The 22,063-nt window shown below is 71.4% G+C and carries 22 protein-coding genes; 11 read left to right on the top strand and 11 right to left on the bottom strand.

Going from position 1 to position 22,063, the window contains the following annotated elements; translation table 11 throughout:
• The first annotated feature begins 1 nt into the window (after window position 1).
• From AB0D34_RS41095 to AB0D34_RS41080, 4 genes are all read left to right on the top strand, one after another.
• Entirely contained in the window at window positions 2-199 is a 198-nt protein-coding gene (locus AB0D34_RS41095; protein WP_123761049.1) for a hypothetical protein, read from the top strand.
• Window positions 199-567: a type II toxin-antitoxin system death-on-curing family toxin gene (locus AB0D34_RS41090; protein ID WP_362671789.1), complete on the top strand. Its 369-nt coding sequence runs from the start codon at window positions 199-201 to the stop codon at window positions 565-567. Before AB0D34_RS41095 ends, AB0D34_RS41090 begins: the two co-directional genes overlap by 1 nt.
• Window positions 568-700: 133 nt before the next feature.
• Window positions 701-2,491, top strand: coding sequence for a DEAD/DEAH box helicase (locus tag AB0D34_RS41085; RefSeq protein ID WP_362671786.1), 1,791 nt, complete (start codon window positions 701-703; stop codon window positions 2,489-2,491).
• Window positions 2,492-2,828: 337 nt separating this feature from the next.
• Window positions 2,829-3,470 (top strand): helix-turn-helix domain-containing protein, encoded by a 642-nt coding sequence (locus AB0D34_RS41080; RefSeq protein WP_362671784.1) that lies wholly within the window; start codon window positions 2,829-2,831, stop codon window positions 3,468-3,470.
• Window positions 3,471-3,576: 106 nt separating this feature from the next.
• Here AB0D34_RS41080 and AB0D34_RS41075 read toward each other — a convergent pair whose 3' ends face one another.
• Window positions 3,577-5,106: a helix-turn-helix domain-containing protein gene (locus tag AB0D34_RS41075; RefSeq protein ID WP_362671782.1), complete on the bottom strand. Its 1,530-nt coding sequence runs from the start codon at window positions 5,104-5,106 to the stop codon at window positions 3,577-3,579.
• Window positions 5,107-5,207: 101 nt separating this feature from the next.
• Between AB0D34_RS41075 and AB0D34_RS41070 the strand changes: the two genes are divergently transcribed.
• From AB0D34_RS41070 to AB0D34_RS41060, 3 genes are read left to right on the top strand one after another with little or no spacing between them, the layout of a single operon-like run.
• Window positions 5,208-5,969 (top strand): chorismate synthase, encoded by a 762-nt coding sequence (locus AB0D34_RS41070; protein ID WP_362671780.1) that lies wholly within the window; start codon window positions 5,208-5,210, stop codon window positions 5,967-5,969.
• Window positions 5,966-7,075, top strand: a complete 1,110-nt coding sequence (gene menC / locus AB0D34_RS41065; RefSeq protein WP_362671777.1) for an o-succinylbenzoate synthase — start codon at window positions 5,966-5,968, stop codon at window positions 7,073-7,075. The genes AB0D34_RS41070 and menC overlap by 4 nt, the downstream gene beginning before the upstream one ends.
• 42 nt (window positions 7,076-7,117) lie before the next feature.
• Complete coding sequence (locus AB0D34_RS41060) at window positions 7,118-7,909, top strand: S16 family serine protease (RefSeq protein WP_362671775.1); 792 nt, start codon at window positions 7,118-7,120, stop codon at window positions 7,907-7,909.
• Here the strand turns inward: AB0D34_RS41060 and AB0D34_RS41055 are convergent, their stop codons facing one another.
• From AB0D34_RS41055 to AB0D34_RS41025, 7 genes are all read right to left on the bottom strand, one after another.
• Window positions 7,910-8,092 carry a hypothetical protein gene (locus AB0D34_RS41055; protein ID WP_362671773.1) on the bottom strand — a complete coding sequence of 61 codons (183 nt, stop codon included), beginning with the start codon at window positions 8,090-8,092 and terminating at the stop codon, window positions 7,910-7,912.
• Window positions 8,093-8,103: 11 nt separating this feature from the next.
• Complete coding sequence (locus AB0D34_RS41050; RefSeq protein WP_362671770.1) at window positions 8,104-8,676, bottom strand: helix-turn-helix domain-containing protein; 573 nt, start codon at window positions 8,674-8,676, stop codon at window positions 8,104-8,106.
• A gap of 61 nt (window positions 8,677-8,737) precedes the next feature.
• Window positions 8,738-9,619 (bottom strand): glycine betaine ABC transporter substrate-binding protein, encoded by an 882-nt coding sequence (locus AB0D34_RS41045; RefSeq protein WP_362671871.1) that lies wholly within the window; start codon window positions 9,617-9,619, stop codon window positions 8,738-8,740.
• A 339-nt stretch (window positions 9,620-9,958) separates the two neighbouring features.
• On the bottom strand, window positions 9,959-10,762 hold the full coding sequence (locus AB0D34_RS41040; protein WP_362671768.1) for an ABC transporter permease: 804 nt from the start codon (window positions 10,760-10,762) through the stop codon (window positions 9,959-9,961).
• A complete protein-coding gene (locus AB0D34_RS41035; RefSeq protein ID WP_362671765.1) occupies window positions 10,759-12,000 on the bottom strand; it encodes a betaine/proline/choline family ABC transporter ATP-binding protein in 1,242 nt (413 codons plus the stop codon). Before AB0D34_RS41035 ends, AB0D34_RS41040 begins: the two co-directional genes overlap by 4 nt.
• On the bottom strand, window positions 11,993-12,640 hold the full coding sequence (locus tag AB0D34_RS41030; RefSeq protein ID WP_362671762.1) for an ABC transporter permease: 648 nt from the start codon (window positions 12,638-12,640) through the stop codon (window positions 11,993-11,995). Before AB0D34_RS41030 ends, AB0D34_RS41035 begins: the two co-directional genes overlap by 8 nt.
• 26 nt (window positions 12,641-12,666) lie before the next feature.
• The gene (locus tag AB0D34_RS41025; protein WP_362671760.1) at window positions 12,667-13,143 is read right to left on the bottom strand and encodes an Lrp/AsnC family transcriptional regulator; all 477 of its coding nucleotides are present in this window, start codon (window positions 13,141-13,143) and stop codon (window positions 12,667-12,669) included.
• A 126-nt stretch (window positions 13,144-13,269) separates the two neighbouring features.
• On the opposite strand from AB0D34_RS41025, the gene hppD reads away from it, so the two are divergent.
• Window positions 13,270-14,415 carry a 4-hydroxyphenylpyruvate dioxygenase gene (gene hppD / locus AB0D34_RS41020; RefSeq protein WP_362671758.1) on the top strand — a complete coding sequence of 382 codons (1,146 nt, stop codon included), beginning with the start codon at window positions 13,270-13,272 and terminating at the stop codon, window positions 14,413-14,415.
• Window positions 14,416-14,442: 27 nt separating this feature from the next.
• Here hppD and AB0D34_RS41015 read toward each other — a convergent pair whose 3' ends face one another.
• Window positions 14,443-15,921, bottom strand: coding sequence for a tetratricopeptide repeat protein (locus AB0D34_RS41015; RefSeq protein WP_362671756.1), 1,479 nt, complete (start codon window positions 15,919-15,921; stop codon window positions 14,443-14,445).
• 92 nt (window positions 15,922-16,013) lie between these two features.
• Here AB0D34_RS41015 and AB0D34_RS41010 point away from each other — a divergent pair, with 92 nt between their 5' ends.
• On the top strand, window positions 16,014-17,420 hold the full coding sequence (locus AB0D34_RS41010) for an FAD-linked oxidase C-terminal domain-containing protein (RefSeq protein ID WP_362671753.1): 1,407 nt from the start codon (window positions 16,014-16,016) through the stop codon (window positions 17,418-17,420).
• Window positions 17,421-17,436: 16 nt separating this feature from the next.
• On the opposite strand, the gene AB0D34_RS41005 is transcribed toward AB0D34_RS41010, so the two are convergent.
• Complete coding sequence (locus AB0D34_RS41005) at window positions 17,437-17,898, bottom strand: SsgA family sporulation/cell division regulator (protein ID WP_362671751.1); 462 nt, start codon at window positions 17,896-17,898, stop codon at window positions 17,437-17,439.
• 228 nt (window positions 17,899-18,126) lie between these two features.
• Here AB0D34_RS41005 and AB0D34_RS41000 point away from each other — a divergent pair, with 228 nt between their 5' ends.
• Both AB0D34_RS41000 and AB0D34_RS40995 read left to right on the top strand, forming a co-directional pair.
• Window positions 18,127-19,782, top strand: coding sequence for an RDD family protein (locus tag AB0D34_RS41000; protein WP_362671748.1), 1,656 nt, complete (start codon window positions 18,127-18,129; stop codon window positions 19,780-19,782).
• Window positions 19,783-19,871: 89 nt separating this feature from the next.
• Window positions 19,872-20,498 (top strand): RDD family protein, encoded by a 627-nt coding sequence (locus AB0D34_RS40995; protein ID WP_362671746.1) that lies wholly within the window; start codon window positions 19,872-19,874, stop codon window positions 20,496-20,498.
• 1,170 nt (window positions 20,499-21,668) lie between these two features.
• Here the strand turns inward: AB0D34_RS40995 and AB0D34_RS40990 are convergent.
• On the bottom strand, window positions 21,669-21,929 hold the full coding sequence (locus tag AB0D34_RS40990) for a hypothetical protein (protein ID WP_362671744.1): 261 nt from the start codon (window positions 21,927-21,929) through the stop codon (window positions 21,669-21,671).
• Between the last annotated feature and the right edge of the window lie 134 nt (window positions 21,930-22,063).

The raw sequence follows: 22,063 nt of genomic DNA, 5'->3' as shown, positions 1-22,063 counted from the left end.
CATGGCTGGACTGAACCTGCGTTTCACGGACGAAGAGCTCGACGCCCTGCGGGAGCGTGCAGCCGCGGAAGGGCGGAGCATGCAGGCGTTCGCACACGATGCGGTGATCGCGGCCATAAACGAGCACTCGCGTCTGTTCAACGAGGCCGCCGACCACGTGCTGAAGGCCAGCGCCGAGTTGAATCGGAGGCTCGCCTGATGCACTACCTCACGCTCCCCGAGCTGCTGAACCTCGCGCAGCGGCTCGGGGCGGACGAGGTACGCGATTACGGACTCCTGGACTCGGCGCTGGCACGGCCCCAGTCGAGCGTGTTCGGGCAGGACGCCTATCCGGACGTATGGCAGAAGGCCGCGGCGCTGATGGAGTCCCTCGCCCGAAACCATGCCCTCGTCGACGGCAACAAGCGCATCGCCTGGTACGCGACCTGGGTCTTCCTGCACATGAACGGCCACCCGCTGGACGCGGACTTCGACGTCGACGAGGCCGAGCAGTTCGTGCTGGACGTCTGCCAGGGCCGCCTGGACGTACCCAAGCTCGCCGCCCATCTGCCGCGCTTCGCACGGTGACTGTGACCTCGGTCCCACCCACCCTCCCCCCGGCCCCGTCCGCGCATTGACACGACCGGCCCGCCGGTAAGGTGACCCGGTCGTCATACCCAGCCGAAGAGACCGCCGAGCCGCTCGACCCTGTACGGAGACCGTGACTACCACCGCCGCCTCCTCCCATCACCTTTCCCCCGCCTTCCCCGGCCGGGCCCCCTGGGGTACCGCCAGCAAGCTGCGTGCCTGGCAGCAAGGGGCGTTGGACAAGTACGTTCAGGAGCAGCCGCGTGACTTCCTGGCCGTCGCGACGCCGGGGGCCGGTAAGACGACCTTCGCGCTCACGCTCGCGTCCTGGCTGCTGCACCACCATGTCGTCCAGCAGGTGACCGTCGTCGCGCCGACCGAGCATCTGAAGAAGCAGTGGGCCGAGGCGGCCGCGCGGATAGGGATCAAGCTGGATCCCGAGTACAGCGCCGGGCCGCTCGGCAAGGACTACCACGGGGTCGCCGTCACCTACGCGGGTGTCGGCGTACGGCCCATGCTGCACCGCAACCGCGTCGAGCAGCGCAAGACCCTCGTCATCCTCGACGAGATCCACCACGCCGGTGACTCCAAGTCCTGGGGCGAGGCGTGCCTGGAGGCCTTCGAGCCCGCAACCCGCCGGCTGGCGCTCACCGGTACGCCCTTCCGGTCCGACACCAACCCCATCCCCTTCGTGACGTACGAGGAGGGCAACGACGGGATCCGCAGGTCGGCCGCCGACTACACCTACGGCTACGGCAACGCGCTCGCCGACCACGTCGTCCGGCCCGTCATCTTCCTGTCGTACAGCGGGCAGATGCGGTGGCGGACCAAAGCGGGGGATGAAATCGCCGCGCGGCTCGGCGAGCCCATGACCAAGGACGCGATCAGCCAGGCCTGGCGTACGGCGCTGGATCCGCGCGGTGAGTGGATGCCGAGCGTGCTGCGCGCCGCCGACCAGCGGCTGACCGAGGTCAGGAAGGCCATCCCGGACGCCGGTGCCCTCGTCATCGCCTCCGACCAGGACTCCGCGCGCGCCTACGCCAAGCTGATCCGCGAGATCACCGGCAACAAGGCGACCCTGGTCCTGTCCGACGACGCCGGGGCCTCGAAGAGGATCGACGACTTCAGCGAGAGCAACGACCGGTGGATGGTCGCCGTGCGGATGGTGTCCGAGGGCGTCGACGTGCCCCGGCTGGCGGTGGGCGTGTACGCCACCACCATCTCCACGCCCCTCTTCTTCGCCCAGGCCGTCGGCCGTTTCGTACGGTCCCGGCGGCGCGGTGAGACCGCCTCCGTGTTCCTGCCGACCGTGCCCGACCTCCTCACCTTCGCCAACGAGATGGAGGTGGAACGGGACCACGCCCTCGACAAGCCGAAGAAGGAGGGCGAGGAGGACCCGTACGCCGAGTCCGAGAAGGAGATGGAGGAGGCGAACAAGGAGGAGGACGAGGACACCGGCGAGCAGGAGCAGTTCGCCTTCGAGGCGCTGGAGTCCGACGCCGTCTTCGACCGCGTCCTCTACGACGGTGCCGAGTTCGGTATGCAGGCGCACCCGGGGAGCGAGGAGGAGCAGGACTACCTCGGCATCCCGGGCCTTCTCGAACCGGACCAGGTGCAGCTGCTGCTCCAGAAGCGGCAGGCCCGGCAGATCGCGCACAGCCGCAAGAAGCCGGACGCCGAGGCGGACCTCCTCGAGATGCCCGCCGAGCGGCGGCCCGTCGTCTCGCACAAGGAGATGATGGAGCTGCGCAAGCAGCTGAACACCATGGTCAGCGCGTACGTCCACCAGAGCGGCAAGCCCCACGGAGTGATCCATACCGAGCTGCGCCGGGTGTGCGGCGGGCCACCGAGCGCCGAGGCCACGGCCGGGCAGCTGCGGCAGCGGATCGCCAAGGTGCAGGAGTGGGCCACCCGGATGAAGTGAGTCCGGGCGTGCGGGCGTGCGGGGGTGCGGGGGTTCGCCCCGCGCCGTGGAAACGCGCTTCACGCTCCCCAAACACCTACATATCGGAGCGGTCCGTACCGGCTGGTGCCCGGATTCTGGACGGAGGCTTCCGCTGAGCGAACCCGCTTCGCTACTGTCCCGCTACGCACACGCCCCGTGGCAGCGCCGCCGCGGAGCGCAGCCGTGAAGCGACGCGGCCCGGAAAGAGACCGGGCCGCCGGCCGATCGGCGACCTCTGAAGCGCGTTGCCGACGGGACTCGGTGACGCATCGCCGCTCGGAGGTTGCCGACCTCACCACTTGGAGGAGTGGGCGTCGTGACCGCGGAGACCTCTCAGACGCTTGATCGGGGACTGCGTGTCCTCAAGCTCCTGGCCGACACGGACCACGGGCTCACCGTCACCGAGCTATCCAACAAACTGGGCGTGAACCGGACCGTCGTGTACCGATTGCTGGCCACACTGGAGCAGCACGCGCTCGTACGGCGTGACCTGGGCGGACGTGCCCGGGTGGGCCTCGGTGTGCTGCAGCTGGGGCGGCAGGTGCACCCGCTGGTGCGGGAGGCCGCGTTGCCCGCGCTGCGGTCGCTCGCGGAGGACATCGGGGCGACGGCTCATCTGACGCTGGTGGACGGCGCGGACGCGCTGGCCGTGGCCGTCGTGGAGCCCACCTGGACGGAGTACCACGTGGCGTACCGGGCCGGGTTCCGGCACCCCCTGGACCGGGGAGCTGCGGGGCGGGCGATCCTCGCGGCCCGGCAGCAGGGGTTCGGGGAGCCCGGGTACATGCTGACGCACGGGGAGCTCGAGGCGGGGGCGAGCGGGGCGGCCGCGCCTCTGCTGGGGGTCACCGGGGTAGAGGGCAGCGTCGGGGTCGTGATGCTGGCCGACGCGGTGCCGGAGCGGGTGGGGCCGCGGGTGGTGGACGCGGCGAGGGAGGTCGCGGAAGCGTTGCGCTGAGCGGTGCGGTGGGTGGGGCTCGGCGGGGGGGATTTCGCTCGCCCGCGCCGGCGGGGTGCCGCTCTGTGTGGGTCGGGAGCCGCCCCAGCGGCACGACTGCCCGCAGCTACGACGGCAGCCCCACCAGCACCCTCAACTGCAGCCACAACACCAGCCGTTCATCGGGGTCGTCCAGATCGATCCCGATGTGCTGCCGCACCTGCTTCAGCCGGTAGCGGCAGGTGTTCGGATGCACGGCGAGCAGCTTCGCCGCGCCCGCCACATCGGACCCCGAGTCCAACCAGCACACCAGCGTGCGCGCGTAGTCGGTGCCGTGAGCAGCGTCGTACGCCACCACCCTCCGCCACGAACCCGCACTCAACTCCCGCCGCTCACCGAGCACTTCGGCCAGCCGCAGCAGCGTCACCCGCGGCCGCACCTCGTCGATCGTGGCGACCGGCAGCGAGGGCCCGAGCACCCGCAGCACCAGATCGGCGTCCGCCCGCGACCCGGCCACCTCCCCGAGCCCCGCGACCACCTCACCCAGCCCCGCCCGCACCGGCACCCGCAGCGACTGCCCCGCCCGCGCGACGATGTCCTCCGCCAGCCGCCTGTGGCGAGCCCCGGGCGCCGGCAGCAGCGCGTACACCACCCCGCCGACCAGCACACACGCGTGCCGCCCGTAACGGGCCTCGCACCGCAGCCGTACGACGTCAAGGAGCCGCAGCCCGGTCTGCTCGGCGTCCGGGAGGCCGGCCGCCTCCGGGACGAAGGCCGCCACCCGCACCGGGCCCTCCATCCCCAGCCGACCGGCAGCAGCAACGTCCGCCGTGCCGTCCAGCACCCGGCGCAGCAGATCGCTGTTCTGGTGCCGGGCCAACTCCTGGGCCGCACGCGCCCGCAGGAGCAGCAGCGCCGCCGTCGACGCGCCCTGCACGAGGGTGTCCTCCGCGTCCGTCGCGAGCGTGCCGTCGTCCACGACCCACACCGAGCCGAGGGTCTCCCCGCCGGCCCGCACGGCGACCGCGAGGCGCGGCAGGGCGTCGTCCCGGAGCGCGGGCAGCCGTACCGGACCGTCGGCCGCGAACAGCGTCCGGTACTGCTCGGAGTTCTTGACGCCGACCGGCACCTGGAGGCCGAGGATGCCCTGGCGGCGGTCGTCGTCGACGGGCTGACCGTGGACCGTGGAGTAGGCGAGGATCCGCTGCCGCGGGTCCTCCACGGCGGTGGCCCCGCCGGTCGCCGCCGCGATGGCGTCGGCGAGCGCGAAGAGGTCGCCGTGCCCGCCCGCGGACGCCACCGGGCGGGCCCCGATCGCCGAGGCCAGCAGCAGATGCGCCTGGTGCCAGGCGGTGCCCTCGGGGAGGGACAGCAGCGCCACGCCGTACGCCTCCGCCTCGGCCACCGGCCCGTCCGGACCGCGTACGACCACCCCGCTCATGCCGGCCTCCGCGGCCGCCCGCACCAGCGGTCCGGCCGCAGCCGCCCGCACCCCGACCGCGAGCAGCAGCGCGCCCGGCAGCCGGGGGAGCGGGGCATGGGCGTCGTACAGCAGCACCTCGGTGACGGGGACGCCGAGCCCGGCGGGCGCGGTGTGCAGGTGTACGGAGGTGTCGCCGACGACGTCCAAGAGGTCGCCGAGGGTGCAGGCGTCCACGGGCGCCCCCTCAGGTGCTTTGGCCGATCCGCAAAGCAACGTACGCAGATGTTGTACGGCCGCACAACCCGGGGCGACCGGCAGGATCCGAGACTCGGCACATGACCGGAGTGAGCATCCGCACCGTCCACGACGTCGCCGGCCTCGGTGCCGTCAGCGCGTACTTCGGCGAGGTGTGGCGGACCCCGCCCGCGGCCCCGCCCTTCCCGGCAGAGGTACTCCGCAGCCTGGTCCACACGGGCGGCGCGGTGCATGCCGCGTACGAGGGGGAGCGCCTGGTCGGAGCCGCCGTCGCGGTGTTCGGGCCGCCCGCCTCGAAGGCGACGTACTCCCTGGTCGCCGCCGCCGAACCCGGGCTCGGCCAGGTGGTGAAGCAGGCCCAGCGGGCCTGGGCGCTCGGGCTCGGCGCCCGCACCATGCGCTGGACCTTCGACCCGCTGGTCGCCCGCAACGCCCGTTTCAACCTGGCCAAGCTGGGCGCGGTCGGCACCGAGTACGTCATCGACTTCTACGGCCCCATGACGGACGGGGTGAACGGCGGCGACGAGAGCGACCGGCTGACCGTGACGTGGGATCTGGCGGCGCCGGGACCGTCGTACGACCCGGGTGACCGCGAGGCCGCGCCCGCCACGCACCGCGCGCCCGACGGGGCGACCCTCGCCCGCCGTGACCTCGCCGACCTGCGGGTCTGGTGCCGCGTCCCGGACGACGTCGTCAACCTGCGCAGCGCCGATCCGGTGCTCGCGCTGCGCTGGCGGCGGGCCGTGCGCGAGGTGTTCACGGACGCGTTCGAGCAGGGGTTCAGGGCGACCGGGATGTCCCGGGACGGCTGGTACACACTCACCCGGGAGGCCGCTGTATGAAGCTGGAGCGCGTCGAGGTCGTCCAGGTGGCGATCCCGCTGGTCAGCCCGTTCCGTACGTCCTTCGGCACGATGACGACGAAGGACACCTTCCTGCTGCACGTCGTCACGGACACCGCCGAGGGCTGGTCGGAGTTCGCCGCCGACCCGCAGCCGCGCTACTGCTCGGAGTTCGTGGCGGGCGCGGAGATCGTGCTGCGGGACTTCCTGGTGCCGAGGGTGGCCGCGCTGCCCTCGCTCACCGCGGCGCTCGTCGCCCCCGCGGTCGCCGGGACCAAGGGGCACGAGCTGGCGAAGGCGGCCCTGGAGACGGCGGTCCTCGACGCGGAGCTGCGGTCGTACGGCATGCCGCTGGCGGTGTACCTGGGCGCGGTGCGCGACCGGGTGCCGGCGGGGGTGTCGGTCGGCATCAAGGAGTCGGTCGCCGAGCTGCTGGACGACGTCGAGCGGTATCTCGCCGAGGGGTACGTCCGGATCAAGCTGAAGATCGAACCCGGCTGGGACCTCGAACCGGTACGGGCCGTGCGCGAGCGCTTCGGCGCCGCACTGCCCCTCCAGGTCGACGCCAACACCGCGTACACCCTCGCGGACGCCGAACACCTGCGGCGGCTCGACGAGTTCGGGCTGCTGCTGATCGAGGAGCCGCTGGACGAGAACAACCTGTACGGCCACGCGCGCCTCCAGAGCCGTATCGCCACCCCCGTCTGCCTCGACGAGTCCCTGCACAACGCCCGGGACACCGCCTCCGCGATCGCGATGGACGCGTGCCGGGTCGTGAACATCAAGCCCGCGCGCGTGGGCGGCTATCTGGAGGCCCGTCGTATCCACGACGTGGCCCGCGCGCACGGTGTGCCGGTGTGGTGCGGCGGGATGCTGGAGACGGGAATCGGCCGCGCCCCGAACCTCGCGCTGGCCGCCCTGCCCGGCTTCACGCTCCCCGGTGACACCTCGGCCTCCGCCCGCTACTTCGCCGAGGACATCACGGAGCCGTTCGTCCTGGAGGACGGTCACCTGCGGGTCCCGCGCGGGCCGGGCATCGGGGTCGAGCCGCTGCCGGAGACGCTACGGCGATTCACTGTGCGTCGGCAGGATCTGTACGGGGGCTGACCGGCTCGTGGCCGGAAGTGACCGCCGCGTTAGATTGATCCCGTGCTCTCTCGCCTCACGCGCCCCCAGGCCGTCGCCGTCTGTGCCCTGCCCGTCGTGGCACTGGTCGCCACGGCCCTCTTCGCGCCGCTGCCGTTCGCGCTGGCGCAGCCGGGGATGACGGCGAACGTCCTCGGCGACAACAAGGGCACACCGGTGATCACGATCTCCGGCGCGGACGTCCGTCCGACCAGCGGCCAGCTGCGGATGACGACCATCGAGGCGACCGGGCCCGACACCCACGTCTCCCTCGGTGACGTCTTCGACAGCTGGTTCCGCACGGACCGTGCCGTGATGCCCCATGACGCGGTCTATCCGAGCGGGCAGAGCGACAAGGAGATCGAGCAGCACAACGTCGAGCAGATGCGGGAGTCCCAGGACGCGGCGAGCGAGGCCGCGCTCGGCTATCTGAAACTGAGCGACAAGACGGTCAAGGTCACGCTGAAGCTGGCGGACGTGGGCGGGCCGAGCGCCGGCCTGCTGTTCTCGCTGGGGGTCGTCGACAAGCTCGACGGCGACGGCAACGGGGGTGACCTCACGGGCGGTCGCACCATCGCCGGGACCGGCACGATCGACGCGGACGGGACGGTCGGCGCGGTGGGGGGCGTGGCCCTGAAGACACAGGCCGCGAAGCGGGACGGGGCGACGGTGTTCCTGGTGCCCAAGGCGGAGTGCTCCGACGCGAAGGCGGAACTCCCGAAGGGGCTGCGGCTGATTCCGGTGACCTCGCTGAACGGGGCGGTGAGTGCGCTGCGGGCGCTGGAGAGCGGTAAGGGGACTGTGCCCAGCTGCTAGCTAGTGCACGAGGGCCGGCTTCGGGGTGGTCAGGCGCAGGCCCACCTCTATGAGGGTCCAGCCGAGCCGGTTCCGGATGTCGTACGGCCGCTTCGCCTCGGCCGCGAGCCGGTAGGCGTCGGCCTCGGCACGGAGGTCGGCGGCGCGGGCGTGGTGCAGGGCGAGGTGGGTATCGGGGTGCATGGCGGGGCCTCTCAGTCGGTGGAGACGGGGAAGGCGTGTGTGTGGATGCGTACCTGGGCCGCGTCGTCGCCGGTGGTGGCGCGGTCGCGGTAGGTGTCGACCAGGGCGTGCATCTTCTCGATGAGCTCCTTGGTGAGCTCCGGGGTCAGCCGTAGCGTCGCGCTGCTCATGTCCCAGACGCGGTTCCACTCCTCCGGCCAGGTGGCGCGGTCGCCCAGCCAGGCGGAGAGGTTCTGGATCTGCGCGGTGGCGACCTCGTGGAGGTACAGGTCGGCGGCGCCGCGGACGGCGGGATCGCTGTCGGTGAGCAGGGAGTCGTCGAAGCGCAGCCCCTTGTGGACCGCCTTCCACCAGCGCTCCCGGCCCTTGCCCCGCTCCGGGGCGTCCTCCACGAAGCCGTGGGCGGCGAGCTGGCGCAGGTGATAGCTGGTGGCTCCGCTCGACTCGCCTAGTTTCCCGGCGAGTTGGGAGGCGGTGGCGGGACCGCCGAAGCGGAGAGCGTCCAGCAGCTGCATCCGCAGGGGGTGGGCCAGCCCGCGGAGTGAACGGGCGTCGAGTTTCCGTACGTTGGGCTCTTCCGGCATGCGTACAAAGATAGCTATGCAAAGAGTCCTTTGCAACAGGTTCTTTGTAACTCAGGAGGGGCTACTTCACGAACCCCTCCGCCTTCATCCAGTCCAGCGCCACCTGATGCGGATCCTCGCCGGCGACATCCACCTTCGCGTTCAGTTCCTGCGCCACCGTGTTGGTCAGCCGCTTCGTGACCGGGTTCAGGACCTCGGCGATGGCCGGCCACTTCTTCAGGGACTTGCTGTTGATCTCGGGGGCCGCGTTGTAGTTGGGGAAGAACTTCCGGTCGTCGCGCATCACCGCCAGGTTCATGGACTTGATGCGGCCGTCGGTGGTGAAGACCTCCCCGTACCGGCAACTGCCCTTCGCCACCTGGGTGTAGATGATCCCGGTGTCCATCTGGGTGATGTTCCTCGCCGGGATGCTCATCCCGTACGCCTTCTCCATGCCGGGCAGCCCGTCCGCCCGGTTGGCGAACTCGCTCTCGACGCAGAGGGTCACCGCACCGGGGTCCTTCCTGGCCAGCGCCGCCACGTCCGACAGATTCCTGGTCCCGTACTTCCTGAAGTCGGACTGGTTCATGGCCAGCGCGTACGTGTTGTTGAGAGGCGCCTTCGGCAGCCACGTCAGCCCGTTGCCGAGGTCCGCCTTCCGCACCGCCTCCCACTGCTTCTGCGGATCCGCGATCGGCTCACCGTTGCCCTGGTACGTGATCCACGCCGTGCCCGTGTACTCGTACATCCCGTCCGCGTCCCCGGACTTGACCGCTTCCCGCGCCCCGACCGACCCCTGGATCCCCGTACGGTCGAGCACATCCGCCCCCGCCGCCTCGAACGCGATCCCCATGATCGCCCCGAGGATCAGCTGCTCGGTGAACTCCTTGGACGTCACGGTGAGATCGGCCCCCTCGAGAGGCTCACCGCGGCCGATCGAACCGGGCTTCACGTCGTCCACCATGGGGGATCCGCTGGTCAGCCCGCAGCCGCCGGAGAGCAGGGCCAGCGACAGGGCCGGCGCCAGCCATCTGTGCCTCACGTTGCCACCTCCCTGGAGGGGGATCGGCTGGTCAGGCCGCGGCCGCTGGCGAGCAGGGTCGGCGACTGGGCTGCCGCGAGCCATCTGTGCCTCACGTTGCCACCTCCCTGGAGGGGGATCGGCTGGTCAGGCCGCGGCCGCTGGCGAGCAGGGTCGGCGACTGGGTTGCCGCGAGCCATCTGTGCCTCACGTTGCCACCTCCCTGCCCGCAGCCGCCGGACAGCAGGGCCGGCGAAACGGCCGGTGCCAGCCAGCTCCGCCTCATGTGCCCACCTCCAACCCCCGTGGCTTGATCAGCAGTTCGGCGAGGGAGGCCAGCCAGTCGACCAGCAGGGCCAGTGACACCGTGAGGATCGAGCCCAGCATCAGCACCGGCATCCGCTGGGTGGTGATCCCGGTCGTGATCAGGACGCCCAGGCCTCCGCCTCCGCCGAAGGTCGCCAGGGTTGCCGTACCGACGTTCAGGACCAGGGCCGTACGGACGCCCGCGAGGATCAGCGGGACGGCCAGCGGGAGTTCGACGCGGGCCAGTGCCCCCAGCGGGGACATGCCGATCCCGCGCGCCGCCTCCAGCAGGATCGGGTCGTTCGCCTTCAGGCCGGCGATCGTGTTCGACAGGACCGGCAGGACGGCGTAGACGACGATGCCGATCAGGGCCGTCTTCGTGCCCGTGCCCAGCCAGATCACCAGCAGGGCCAGCAGACCGATCGCCGGGGTCGCCTGGCCCATGTTGGCGACCGCCATCGCGACCGGACTCACCCTGCGGAAGGCCCTGCGCGTCAGCACGATCCCCAGCGGGATCGCGATGATCAGCACGAAGAACGTCGAGATCACCGTCAGCTTCACGTGCTGCCACAGCGCCTGGGACACCTGCCCGTTCGACAGCGCGTTCTCGGAGATCGGGTCCAGGTCGGCCTGCGCGAACCACAGCCAGGTCGCGAGCAGGACGGCGATGAGGAACACCGGCAGGAAGGTCAGCTTCTGCCAGGTCACGTGTCCCCGCGGCGGGGCCGGTGCGGGAGGGGCCGCGGTCTCCTCCGTCTCCGGAGTCCCGGAAATCGTCATGCCTTCCGCTCCCCTCCGTCGGCACCCTCCTGCTCGGCGTGCGTCTGGGCGGCCCGGATGATCTCCAGGTCGTGCTGGTGCTCGATGGCCTCCAGACGGTCGGCCTCCAGGAGCTCGTGCACGGAGTTCGTGAGCGTCTCCATGTCGACGACCCCCGTGTACTCCCCGTGCCGCCCGGTCACCGCGACCCGCCCCGCGTTGTCCGTCAGTACCGCCTCCAGCGCGTCCCGCAGGGTCGCGTCCCTGGTCACGGTGTCGCTCACCAGGGTCCCGGCCTGCGCCAGCGACCCCTTCGCGCGCATCATGTCGCCGCGCCTGAGCCACTTGTACGGCCGTCCCCGCCTGTCGAGCAGCAGGACCTCGTTCGTCCCGCTGCCCCGGAGCTTGTTGAAGATCTCCTGGAGCGGGTCGTCGATGGTCACCGCCGGATAGTCGGTGATCTCCACATCCCGTACGCGGGTGAGGTTCAGCCGCTTCAGCGCCGCCCCGGCCCCGACGAACCCGGACACGAAGTCGTCGGCCGGGTTGGTCAGGATCGCCTCGGGGGTGTCGAACTGGGCGATGTGCGAGCGCTCGCGCAGCACGGCGATCCGGTCGCCGAGCTTGATCGCCTCGTCGAAGTCGTGGGTGACGAAGACGATCGTCTTGTGCAGTTCCTGCTGAAGCCGGATCAGCTCGTCCTGGAGATGGTCCCGGGTGATCGGGTCGACCGCGCCGAACGGCTCGTCCATCAGGAGCACAGGGGGATCGGCGGCCAACGCCCTTGCCACCCCCACCCGTTGCTGCTGGCCCCCCGACAGCTGACGTGGATAACGGCCGTGGAACTCCCCGGGGTCCAGACCGACGAGGTCGAGCAGCTCCTCCACCCGGTCCCGGATCCGGGTCTTCCCCCAGCCGATCATCTTCGGTACCAGCGCGATGTTCTGCGCGACCGTCATGTGCGGGAAGAGCCCGGCCGACTGGATCGCATAGCCCACCTTGCGGCGCAGCTTGACCGGATCAATGTCGGTCACGTCCTCACCGTTGATCCGGATCCGTCCCCCTGTCGGCTCGATCAACCTGTTGATCATCTTGAGTGTTGTTGACTTACCGCATCCAGATGGACCGACGAAGATGACGATCTCGCCCGCCTTGATCTCCATGTTGACGTTGTCGACGGCGGGTTGCGGATTGCCGGGATACCGCTTGGTCAGGTTCTCCAACTCGATGGAAGCCCCGGAAGCACCGGACTCAGACACGGATCCCCCTCGGAATGGTCAGCCGTCCGAGCAGGACGTACGCGGCGTCGAACAGCAGGGCGAGGACGATGATCCCGAGCGTGCCCGCGAGTACCTGGTTGAGCGCGTTCTTGCTGCCCAGCGAGGCGATCCCCCGGAAGATCTCGTTTCCGAGGCCGGGCCCGGAGGCGTAGGCGGCGATCGCCGCGATGCCCATCAGCATCTGGGTCGAGACCCGGATGCCGGTCAGGATCGGCGGCCACGCGAGCGGCAGCTCGACCCGTACCAGCCGGGCCGTCCGGGACATCCCGATCCCGCGCGCCGCGTCCACCAGGGACGGGTCGACCCCGCGCAGGCCCACGATCGCGTTACGCACGATCGGCAGCAGTCCGTACAGCGTCAGCGCGATCACCGTGGGCGGCACCCCGAGCCCCACGACGGGGATGAGCAGACCGATCATGGCCAGCGAGGGGATGGTCAGGATGGTCGAGGTGGCCGTCGTCGCGAGGTTGCCCGCCCACTCGCTCCGGTAGGTCACGACCCCGATCAGCACCCCGATCAGCGTCGCCACGACCATGCACTGGAAGACGACGCTCGCGTGTTGACCGGCGTCCGTGAGCAGCTGCTGGTGGCGGTTGCCGAGGTACTCCCAGAAGCTCACGCGCGCTCACCCCAGGCTCGGATCGGTCAGGTCTGCCGGTCTCCCGCCGCCTGCTCCACCAGCGGGATGATCCGCAGCGGAACGGGGTTCTCCATGACGATCGCGGTGGCGGCCCGGACGATCCCATCGAAACCGACAACCCGGTCGATCACACGTTGGAGATCGGCGTTGGAGCGGGCCACCAGACGGCACAGCATGTCCCCGCTGCCGGTAGTGGTGTGCAGCTCCAGGACCTCCGGCACGGTCGCCAAGTGCGCCCGTACGTCCGGCCCTTGCCCCTGCCGGATCTGCAGCGTGGCGAAGGCGGTCACCGGGTAGCCGAGCGCCGCCGGATCGACCTGCGGACCGAATCCCCGGATGACTCCGTTCGACTGAAGCCGGTCGAGCCGCGCCTGCACGGTCCCCCGGGCCACCCCCAGCCGCCGGGACATCTCCAGCACCCCGATCCGCGGCTCCCGCGCCAGCAGCACGATGATCCGCCCGTCCAGCTCGTCGATCCCCACGGCAGCCTCCCGAACCGATGGTCATCCTGTACAGAAAGGCCGCCGAGACGGCCGTACGACTGAACACATTGTCCAGCGATTATGCGAACTATTGCGCACCTTGCGAGGCGGAGTCAGGCTTCGGACATGACGCAGACCACACACCACACTCCCGACACCGCCCGGCAGGCCGACCCCTTCCCGGTCAAGGGAATGGACGCGGTCGTCTTCGCCGTCGGCAACGCCAAGCAGGCGGCGCACTACTACTCGACCGCCTTCGGCATGCGGCTGGTGGCCTACTCCGGCCCGGAGAACGGCAGCCGCGAGACCGCCGCCTACGTGCTCACCAACGGCTCCGCCCGTTTCGTGTTCACCTCCGTCATCAAGCCCGCCACCCCGTGGGGCCACTTCCTCGCCCAGCACGTGGCCGAACACGGCGACGGGGTGATCGACCTCGCCATCGAGGTCCCGGACGCCCGCCGCGCGTACGCCTACGCCGTCGAGCACGGCGCCCGCTCGGTGGCCGAGCCGTACGAGCTGAAGGACGAGCACGGCACGGTCGTCCTCGCGGCGATCGCCACCTACGGCGAGACCCGCCACACCCTGGTCGAGCGCACCGGCTACGACGGTCCCTACCTGCCCGGCTTCGCCGCGGCCGCCCCGATCGTCGAGCCGCCAGCCCACCGCACCTTCCAGGCCGTCGACCACTGCGTCGGCAACGTCGAGCTCGGCCGGATGAACGAGTGGGTCGGCTTCTACAACAAGGTCATGGGCTTCACGAACATGAAGGAGTTCGTGGGCGACGACATCGCCACCGAGTACAGCGCGCTGATGTCGAAGGTCGTGGCCGACGGCACGCTCAAGGTGAAGTTCCCGATCAACGAGCCCGCCATCGCCAAGAAGAAGTCCCAGATCGACGAGTACCTGGAGTTCTACGGCGGCGCGGGCGTCCAGCACATCGCGCTGAACACCATCGACATCGTGCAGACCGTACGGACCATGCGCGCGGCCGGAGTCCAGTTCCTCGACACCCCCGACTCCTACTACGACACCCTCGGCGAGTGGGTCGGCGACACCCGCGTACCGGTCGACACGCTCAGGGAGTTGAAGATCCTCGCCGACCGCGACGAGGACGGCTATCTGCTGCAGATCTTCACCAAGCCGGTCCAGGACAAGCCGACCGTGTTCTTCGAACTCATCGAGCGGCACGGCTCGATGGGCTTCGGCAAGGGCAACTTCAAGGCACTGTTCGAGGCCATCGAGCGAGAGCAGGAGAAGCGGGGCAACCTCTAGGCCCTGTGGCACACCGCGGCCGTCCACTCATCGGTACGGCCGCGGTGTGACCCCCTTCGCGTCCATCGACGGCAGTTCCTCGTCCGGCACCTCGCCCAGCGCGGCCAACGCCTCCCACGCCGACCGCGCCCGCAGGGGTGAGAACCAGGGATTGATCCGCAGCGCCTCCTGGAGATGCCGTCGCGCGGGGGCGGTCTGCTCCAACTCCCGCTCGATCATGGCCAGGTGATACGTGTACAGGGCGCTGCGCACCCCGCCCCCGTGCACCTTGTCCGTCGCGATCCGGGCGTATCCCAGGGCTTCCTTGTCCTCGCCGGCCCGGTGCAGCGCCCACCCCAGCGCGTCGGCCACCGGGATGCCCGGTTGCCGTCGCCACTCGGCCCGCAGTCGTCGTACGGCGGACTCCGGATCGCCGTGGTCCGCCTCGAACTGGCCGAGGACCAGCTCCTCGTCGGCCCCGGACGCCGCCGCGCTGCGTACTCTCGCCCGCAGCAGGTCGTACTGCACCCGGGCCGCCTGCTGCAGCCCCAGCGACTCGTACAACTCGCCCAGCTCCAGGGCGTATTGGGGGAGCGGCTGTTTGGCGAGGGCGATCCGGTACGCGCTCAGGGCCTCGGTCGTACGGCCAAGGGCCGCGAGGACCCGCCCCTGCCCGGCCTGCGCGGCCCGCTGGTCGGGGTCGACGCGGACCGCCGCCTGGAAGTGCCGCAGGGCGTCCTCGCGCTCGCCGCGCTCCCAGGCCAGCTGCCCGGCCCGCTCCAGATACGCGGCCCGCTCGGCAGGAGCCTGGGCCCTCGCCGCCGCGTCGGCCAGCTGGGCCGCCGCGTCCTCGCGCCGGCCCCGGTCCCGGTACACGGCGGCGGCCCGGGCCATCACCGCGGGACCCGACCGCAGCTCCAACAGCCGCTCCAGCGCCCGGTCGGCCGCCTTGTAGTCGCCGAGCCCGGTGTACGCGTCGATGAGCGCCGGATACGTCGTCCACCGCTTCGGTTCCAGCTTCCGGGCCGCCTCGCCCCAGGCTCGCGCGGCCCGGAAGTCCCGGCGCGCGTTCGCGAGGGCGGCCAGACCGCCGAGCGCCTCCGCGTTCCCGCGCACCTTCAGGGACCTGCGCAGCGCGGTGTCGGCCTTCGGATAGAACGCCGTCTCCGCCGTCCGCCGCCCCTGTTCGACATACGCCGTCCCGAGCACCGCCCACGACTGGGCGTCCTCGGGATGCCTGCGCAGATGGCTCTCCCGCTCACCGATCAGCACCGCCAGGTCGGGCAGCGCGGCCGGCACCCCGGCGGCGACCGCCGTCAGTGCCTGGGCTCCCGGTGCCGGGGCGGGGGCGTGGGCCGCCGGCCGCTGTGCGGGCAGCAGCATCAGCGCCGTGCCGAGCAGCGCGCAGCCCGCGACCGCAGCGAGCACCAGACGCCCCTGCAGCCGCGCCCGCCGCCGCCCCGGCGGCTGCTCCGCGGGCCCCTCCACAGGCTGCTCCGGCCGGTTCTCCGTGGCTTGGTTCTCCATGGCGCTCACTGTGCGTCAGTACGACGAGCACACCCCGGCACCCGGCAGCTGCCGCAGACGGGGTTCACACCGATGGCCCCCGGTGCGACGCTGTGATCATGAGCCGTATCGAAGCGCCCCGCGACGAGGTCACCGGCAACCTCGTCGACCGTCTGCTGAGCGGTCTGCCCGCGGAGGCCGTCCTCGTCGACCCGGACGTCACGGCCTCCTACGCCAACGACATGGCGAGCTTCTGCCCGGCCGGCACCCCCGCCGTGGTCGTCCTGCCGCGCAGCGTCGAGCAGGTCCAGCACGTCATGCGCATCGCCACCGAACTGCGCGTCCCGGTCGTCCCGCAGGGCGCCCGCACCGGCCTGTCGGGCGGCGCCAACGCCTCCGACGGCTGCATCGTGCTGTCCCTGACGAAGATGGACCGCATCCTGGAGATCAACCCGGTCGACCGCATCGCCGTCGTCGAACCGGGCGTCGTCAACGCGACCCTGTCCCGCGCGGTGAACGAACTCGGCCTCTACTACCCGCCGGACCCCTCCAGCTGGGAGATGTGCACGATCGGCGGCAACATCGGCACCGCCTCCGGCGGGCTGTGCTGTGTGAAGTACGGGGTGACGGCGGAGTACGTCCTCGGCCTCGACGTCGTCCTCGCCGACGGCCGGCTCATGTCCACGGGCCGCCGTACGGCCAAGGGGGTCGCGGGATACGACATGACCCGCCTCTTCGTCGGCTCCGAGGGCTCGCTCGGGATCGTCGTACAGGCGACCCTGGCGCTCAAACCGCAGCCGCCCGAGCAGCTGGTGCTGGCCGCCGAGTTCGCGTCCGGGGCCGCCGCCTGCGACGCGGTGTGCCGGATCATGGAGGGCGGGCACGTGCCGTCCCTCCTCGAACTGATGGACCGTACGACGGTCAAGGCCGTCAACGACCTCGCGCACATGGGCCTCCCGGAGTCGACGGAAGCCCTCCTGCTGGCCGCCTTCGACACCACGGACCCGGCCGCCGACCTCGCGGCGCTCGGCGCGCTGTGCGAGGCGGCGGGCGCCACGCAGGTCGTCCCGGCCGAGGACTTCGCCGAGTCCGAACTCCTGCTCCAGGCCCGCAGGCTGTCCCTCACCGCCCTCGAAGCCGTCAAGGGCACCACGATGATCGACGACGTGTGCGTGCCCCGCTCACGGCTCGGCGAGATGCTGGAGGGCACCGAGCGGATCGCCGAGAAGTACCAGCTCACCATCGGTGTCGTCGCCCACGCGGGCGACGGCAACACCCACCCGACGGTCTGCTTCGACGCGGCCGACCCGGACGAGTCCCGGCGCGCCCGCGAGTCCTTCGACGAGATCATGGCCCTCGGCCTGGAGCTCGGCGGCACGATCACCGGGGAACACGGCGTGGGCGTACTGAAGAAGGAGTGGCTGGCGCGCGAGATCGGGCCGGTGGGGGTGGAGATGCAGCGGGCGGTGAAGGGCGTCTTCGACCCGCTCGGCATTCTGAACCCCGGCAAGCTCTTCTGAGGCTTCGCGGTACGGCTCACTCCCCGTCCGTCGACTCGTCGCGCAGCCAGAGATCGTCGGCCGGGGTGGAGGCCAGCAGCTCGGCGAGGCCGTCGTCGATGCCGAGCTGCTCCGCCTCAGAGCCCGGGGGGACCGCCCTCAGCGTGCGCTCCAGCCAGGCCGAGACCCGCGCGGCCGGGGCCTCCAGGAGGGCGTCGCCGTCGGGGGAGCTCAGCGCCATCAGCACGACGCCGCGGCCCGCGACCTTCGTCGGCCACACCCGTACGTCCCCGTGCCCGCAGGGCCGGAACACCCCCTCCACGAGGAGTTCGCGGGCGAAGGTCCAGTGGACGGGGTGGTCCGAGCCGATGTGGAAGGTGACGTGGATGGCGAAGGGGTCGTCGCTGCGGTAGCCCAGCCGGGCCGGGACCGGGATGCTGCGCTCGGGCGACAGGATGAGTTTGAGCTCCAGTTCGCGCTCTACCACCGTGTGGTGCATGGCGTTCGTTCCTCTCTCGGCTCTCGTACGGGTCCTGCGGTGGGCCCGTACGAGTGGAGAGGGCGGAGGGGCCGGGATCATTACGCGGGTTCGGCGAACTTTTTTCCGGCGGTATCACGGTCGTGCCCAAAAGGGGTGGGTCCGGTGGGACTGTCGGTGGGTCTTGCGCCGGTCTGATAGATGTGGACCCCCCTCTATTGACCCCCGAGCAGATACGGGACGACGGACATGAGCGCCCCAACCCCGGCACCCGGTGACGACAGGCCCCGCGAGGGCTACTACCCGGACCCGTCCATTCCTGGATATGTCCGTTACTGGAACGGCGCTTCCTGGGTGCCGGGCACCAGCCGCCCCGCCCCGGCGGACGGCGAACCGCTCGCCCCGCCGGCGGGCGGAGGTACGGCGCCCTCTCCCGTGGAGGAGACGGGCCCGCACTTCTTCGACGAGGACCCGGCCGAGGAGGCCGCCCGCGCCGACGCCCAGCACGGCAGCCGCCCGGAACCCGCGTCCGCGTGGACCGCCGACCGGGCCCACCAGGCGGGCTTCGGCGGCGACCAGGACCGCAGGGTCTCGTGGGGTTCCCCGGGTTCCCCGGATTCCCCGCAGGGGGCTGCGCAGGCTCAGCAGGGGCCGCCGCAGGGGGCTCAGCAAGGTGCGCCTCAGGGCGGGTCTCAGGGTGCCCAGCACGGCGTACCGCAGCAGGGTGGGCCGCAGGGCGCCGTCGACCCGAGGGTGGCCGGCTCCCGGCCTGCGGACGTTCCCTCCCCGGCCCAGCCGGACGGCCACGCCGCCCGTACCGACGGCACCGCGACGATCCCTCCCGCCGAGCCGGACGAGGACGGCGGCACCCGTGTCTTCCGCAGGCAGACGGGAGCCGCTCAGCAGCCGGGCGGCCCCGGCTCGGACGACGGCACCATGAAGTTCCGCGCGCTCTCCCCGCGCACGGCGCAGCAGAACGGGGGTCCCGGGGCGCAGAACGGAAGCACGCCAGGGCCCGCGTATTCCGGGCCCACCGCGCAGGGCGGACAGGCCGTGTCCGGTCCGGCCGGCGGCGCGGGAGCCCAGCCCCCGACCGGCCCCCAGGGGCCCGGCTTCGGGGCCGGCAAGGCCGCCGCCGAGCGGGCCGCGACGGCCGGTGCGGCGGGCCCCCAGGGCCCCGCCGCCGCTGCCCCCGCCCCCTCCGGACCGCAGGCGGGGGTTTCAGGCGTCCCGCAGCAGATCAGCCCCCCACAGGGTGTAGGCGCCCTGCCCCCCGCCACCCCCCTGAGCGCGGGCCCCGGTGGCGGTCAGCCCTCCTGGGCGCAGCAGGTGCACCGGCTCGCCGGGCCCGACGAGGAGCAGCCCGCTCCCTGGAAGCCGCCGGTCGAGGACATCTTCCAGGCGGCCGCCCGCCGCCAGGCGTCCGCGCGCCCCGCGAGCCTGGGCAAGCGCCTGGCCGCCCGTCTCCTCGACACCCTCGTCGTCGGCGCGGTGACCGCCGTGGCCGCCGTCGCCCTCGGCACCAAGGCGGCCGACCACGTCAACGAGAAGATCGACGCGGCCAAGCTCTCCGGCGAGACCGTGACGGTCTGGCTCCTGGACGGCACCACGTCGGTGTACCTCGGCATCGTGGTCGCCGTACTCCTCGTCGCCGGCGTTCTGTACGAGGCGCTGCCCACCGCCAAGTGGGGCCGCACCCTCGGCAAGAAGCTGCTCGGCCTGGAGGTGCGGGACATCGAGGGCCACGAGCCGCCGTCCTTCGCCGGTGCCCTGCGCCGCTGGCTGGTCTACAGCGTCCCGGGCCTGCTCGGCATCGGTGTCGTGGGCGTCGCGTGGTGCCTGTTCGACAAGCCGTGGCACCAGTGCTGGCACGACAAGGCGGCGCATACGTTCGTGGCGGGCTGAGCGGGTACCACGAACGGCGTACATGATTCGGTACTCCGGACGGCCGCTCGCCGGATGCGGAGTCGGGGGGTTCGCGGTCGACTCGGGCCATGAGCAGTGAACCGCCCCCCGGCTCCGGCCAGCAGCCGCCGGATGACGACCCGTTCAGGAAGCAGCCCCCGCCTAGCGAGGGCTCGGGATCGCCGTACAACGCACCGCCGCCGCCGCCGCCACCGTCGTACGGCGGCGGTGACCCGTACGGCGGTGGCCCCACCGACCCCCTGGCCGGCATGCCCCCGCTGGCATCCAGCGGCAGGCGCACGCTCGCCCGGATCATCGACCTGATCCTGGTGGGCATCGTCGTCTGGCTGATCACCTGGGGCTTCGGGGTGAGCGAGTACGACGTCGACAGCGACGACATGCAGTACGGCAAGTCGCTCGCCCAGTCGGCGCTCGCCGCGGTGCTCTACATCGCCTACGACACCGTCCTGATCACCCGGTCCGGGCAGACACTCGGCAAGAAGTGGCTCGGCATGCGGGTGGCGAACCTCGACAACGGCTCCACGCCCTCCGTACAGACCACGCTGATCCGCTCGGCGGTCCTGTGGATCCCGTTCGCGTTCTGCTGCGCCTGCATCTGGACCGCCATCTCGGGCGGCTGGAGCTACTTCGACAAGCCCTACAAACAGGGCCTGCACGACAAGGCGGCGAAGACGGTCGTGGTCAACACGACGTGACCCGGACGGGCCCGGTTGTCACCCGGGGGGACGGGGGCGGCAGGGCCCGAGCCGTGGGTTTTGGGCAGACGCGGCCCGGCGCGATGGGCGTCGGGGTGCTGGCTGGGCGAGGAGCGTCGGCCGGCCGGAGCGGCGGGCCCGGAGGGCTTGTCGGCGTCCGAGGTTGGCGCGCCCGGCTCGCCCCGACGAACTCCGGCGGGACGAACGCGGTGCCCAGGCCGCGGTCTTGGGAGGGTGTGGCCCCAGAGGGCTGGTGCGGCCTGGAGCGTCGGCCGTCCGGCGGTGGCGCGGCCAGGACCGTAGGCAACCGGGTGACAACGCGACCGCGCGCCCGCCCCGCCTCGACGAACCCCGGGGTCTGATCGGCGTGCCCGGTTCAGCGAACGCAGTGTTCAGGCTGAGGTCTTGGGAGCGTCGGGCGGCAGGGGTGTGGGCGCGGCCCGGAGTGTTTGTGCATGGCGGGGTGAGCGCGGCCAGGAGCGGGGGCGTCCGGGGTTGACGAGGCCGGGGCCGTCGGCAGCCGATGGCGACGCGACCGCACGCCCATCCCTCCATGACGACCCCGAGGGGTGATCCTGAGGACGTGGTCCAGCGAACGCAGGCCGCAGTCGTGGGAGCGTCGGGCGTCAGAGGGGGGTCGGTGGGGCCTGGAGCGTTGGGCGGCCGGGGTTGTTGAGGGCAGGGCCGTCGGCAGTTGGTGACGATACGACCGTGCGCCCGGCTTGCCTTGACGAACCGAGACTCGGTGCGCGGTTCGGCGGACGCGGTGCTCGGGCCGCAGTCGTGGGAGCGTCGGGCGTCGGAGGGGCGGTAGGGCCTGGAGCGTTGGGCGGCCGGGGTTGTTGAGGCCAGGCCGTCGGCAGCTAGTGACCACACGACCGTGCGCCCGGCTTGCCTCGATGAACCCGAGGGGCGAACCTCAGCGCGTGGTTCGGCGAACGCGCGGCCCGGGGTTGGCGCGGCGAGGAGTGTCGGTCGGCCGGAGCGACGAGGCCGGGGGCGGGCGACCGCGGCGGCGACGCGAAGAGCGGCGGGCGTCCGGGGTTGGCGAGGCCAGGGCCGTCGGCGACCCGTGACGACACGACCGCGCGCCCGGCTCGGTCCGAGGAACCCGAGGAACCCGAGGAACCCGGGGTCGAACCGGGGCGCACACTTCAGCGAACGCAGTGTTCAGGCTGCGGTCTTGGAGCTCGTGGCCGCGGCCGGTACGGGCTCTTGCGCTGGGTGCTGGGCGGGCTTGCGCAGGGCTACCACGCGGGGCTTGGGCTGGGGCACCGTCATGGCGACCAGCAGGCCGAGCGCGAGCGCCGAGACGGCGATGATCGCGATCCCCACGGTCGAACTCGTCTGTGACAGCAGCAGCATGGCTAGCGTCGAGAAAATGACGGTGATCGAACCGTAGGCGAGCTGTGCGGCGGTCGGACGAGGCATGGCAATCGTGTCCTCGGAATTGGGGATCCACGGGGGGTGTCGGCCTGGCATTCCGCCGACATCCGGGCGTTCCGCCAATCGACTCTAATCGCCTGTGTGCCCGAGTGGAACGAACAGTAAGCGTGACCTAACCA

The organism is Streptomyces sp. NPDC048420 (assembly GCF_040651535.1).
In the GTDB taxonomy this organism is placed as follows: domain Bacteria; phylum Actinomycetota; class Actinomycetes; order Streptomycetales; family Streptomycetaceae; genus Streptomyces.
Note: the sequence above shows the minus strand (reverse complement) of the source record. Positions and strands in the feature narration are given on the sequence as shown.

Excerpts from the sequence above, each read along its gene's own strand:
- AB0D34_RS41095 (WP_123761049.1), top strand. The coding sequence starts at position 2 with ATGGCTGGACTGAACCTGCGTTTCACGGACGAAGAGCTCGACGCCCTG.
- AB0D34_RS41090 (WP_362671789.1), top strand. The coding sequence starts at position 199 with ATGCACTACCTCACGCTCCCCGAGCTGCTGAACCTCGCGCAGCGGCTC.
- AB0D34_RS41070 (WP_362671780.1), top strand. The coding sequence starts at position 5,208 with ATGACCGGAGTGAGCATCCGCACCGTCCACGACGTCGCCGGCCTCGGT.
- menC (WP_362671777.1), top strand. The coding sequence starts at position 5,966 with ATGAAGCTGGAGCGCGTCGAGGTCGTCCAGGTGGCGATCCCGCTGGTC.
- AB0D34_RS41055 (WP_362671773.1), bottom strand. The coding sequence starts at position 8,092 with ATGCACCCCGATACCCACCTCGCCCTGCACCACGCCCGCGCCGCCGAC.
- AB0D34_RS41050 (WP_362671770.1), bottom strand. The coding sequence starts at position 8,676 with ATGCCGGAAGAGCCCAACGTACGGAAACTCGACGCCCGTTCACTCCGC.
- AB0D34_RS41045 (WP_362671871.1), bottom strand. The coding sequence starts at position 9,619 with ATGGTGGACGACGTGAAGCCCGGTTCGATCGGCCGCGGTGAGCCTCTC.
- AB0D34_RS41040 (WP_362671768.1), bottom strand. The coding sequence starts at position 10,762 with ATGACGATTTCCGGGACTCCGGAGACGGAGGAGACCGCGGCCCCTCCC.
- hppD (WP_362671758.1), top strand. The coding sequence starts at position 13,270 with ATGACGCAGACCACACACCACACTCCCGACACCGCCCGGCAGGCCGAC.
- AB0D34_RS41015 (WP_362671756.1), bottom strand. The coding sequence starts at position 15,921 with ATGGAGAACCAAGCCACGGAGAACCGGCCGGAGCAGCCTGTGGAGGGG.
- AB0D34_RS41005 (WP_362671751.1), bottom strand. The coding sequence starts at position 17,898 with ATGCACCACACGGTGGTAGAGCGCGAACTGGAGCTCAAACTCATCCTG.
- AB0D34_RS41000 (WP_362671748.1), top strand. The coding sequence starts at position 18,127 with ATGAGCGCCCCAACCCCGGCACCCGGTGACGACAGGCCCCGCGAGGGC.
- AB0D34_RS40995 (WP_362671746.1), top strand. The coding sequence starts at position 19,872 with ATGAGCAGTGAACCGCCCCCCGGCTCCGGCCAGCAGCCGCCGGATGAC.
- AB0D34_RS40990 (WP_362671744.1), bottom strand. The coding sequence starts at position 21,929 with ATGCCTCGTCCGACCGCCGCACAGCTCGCCTACGGTTCGATCACCGTC.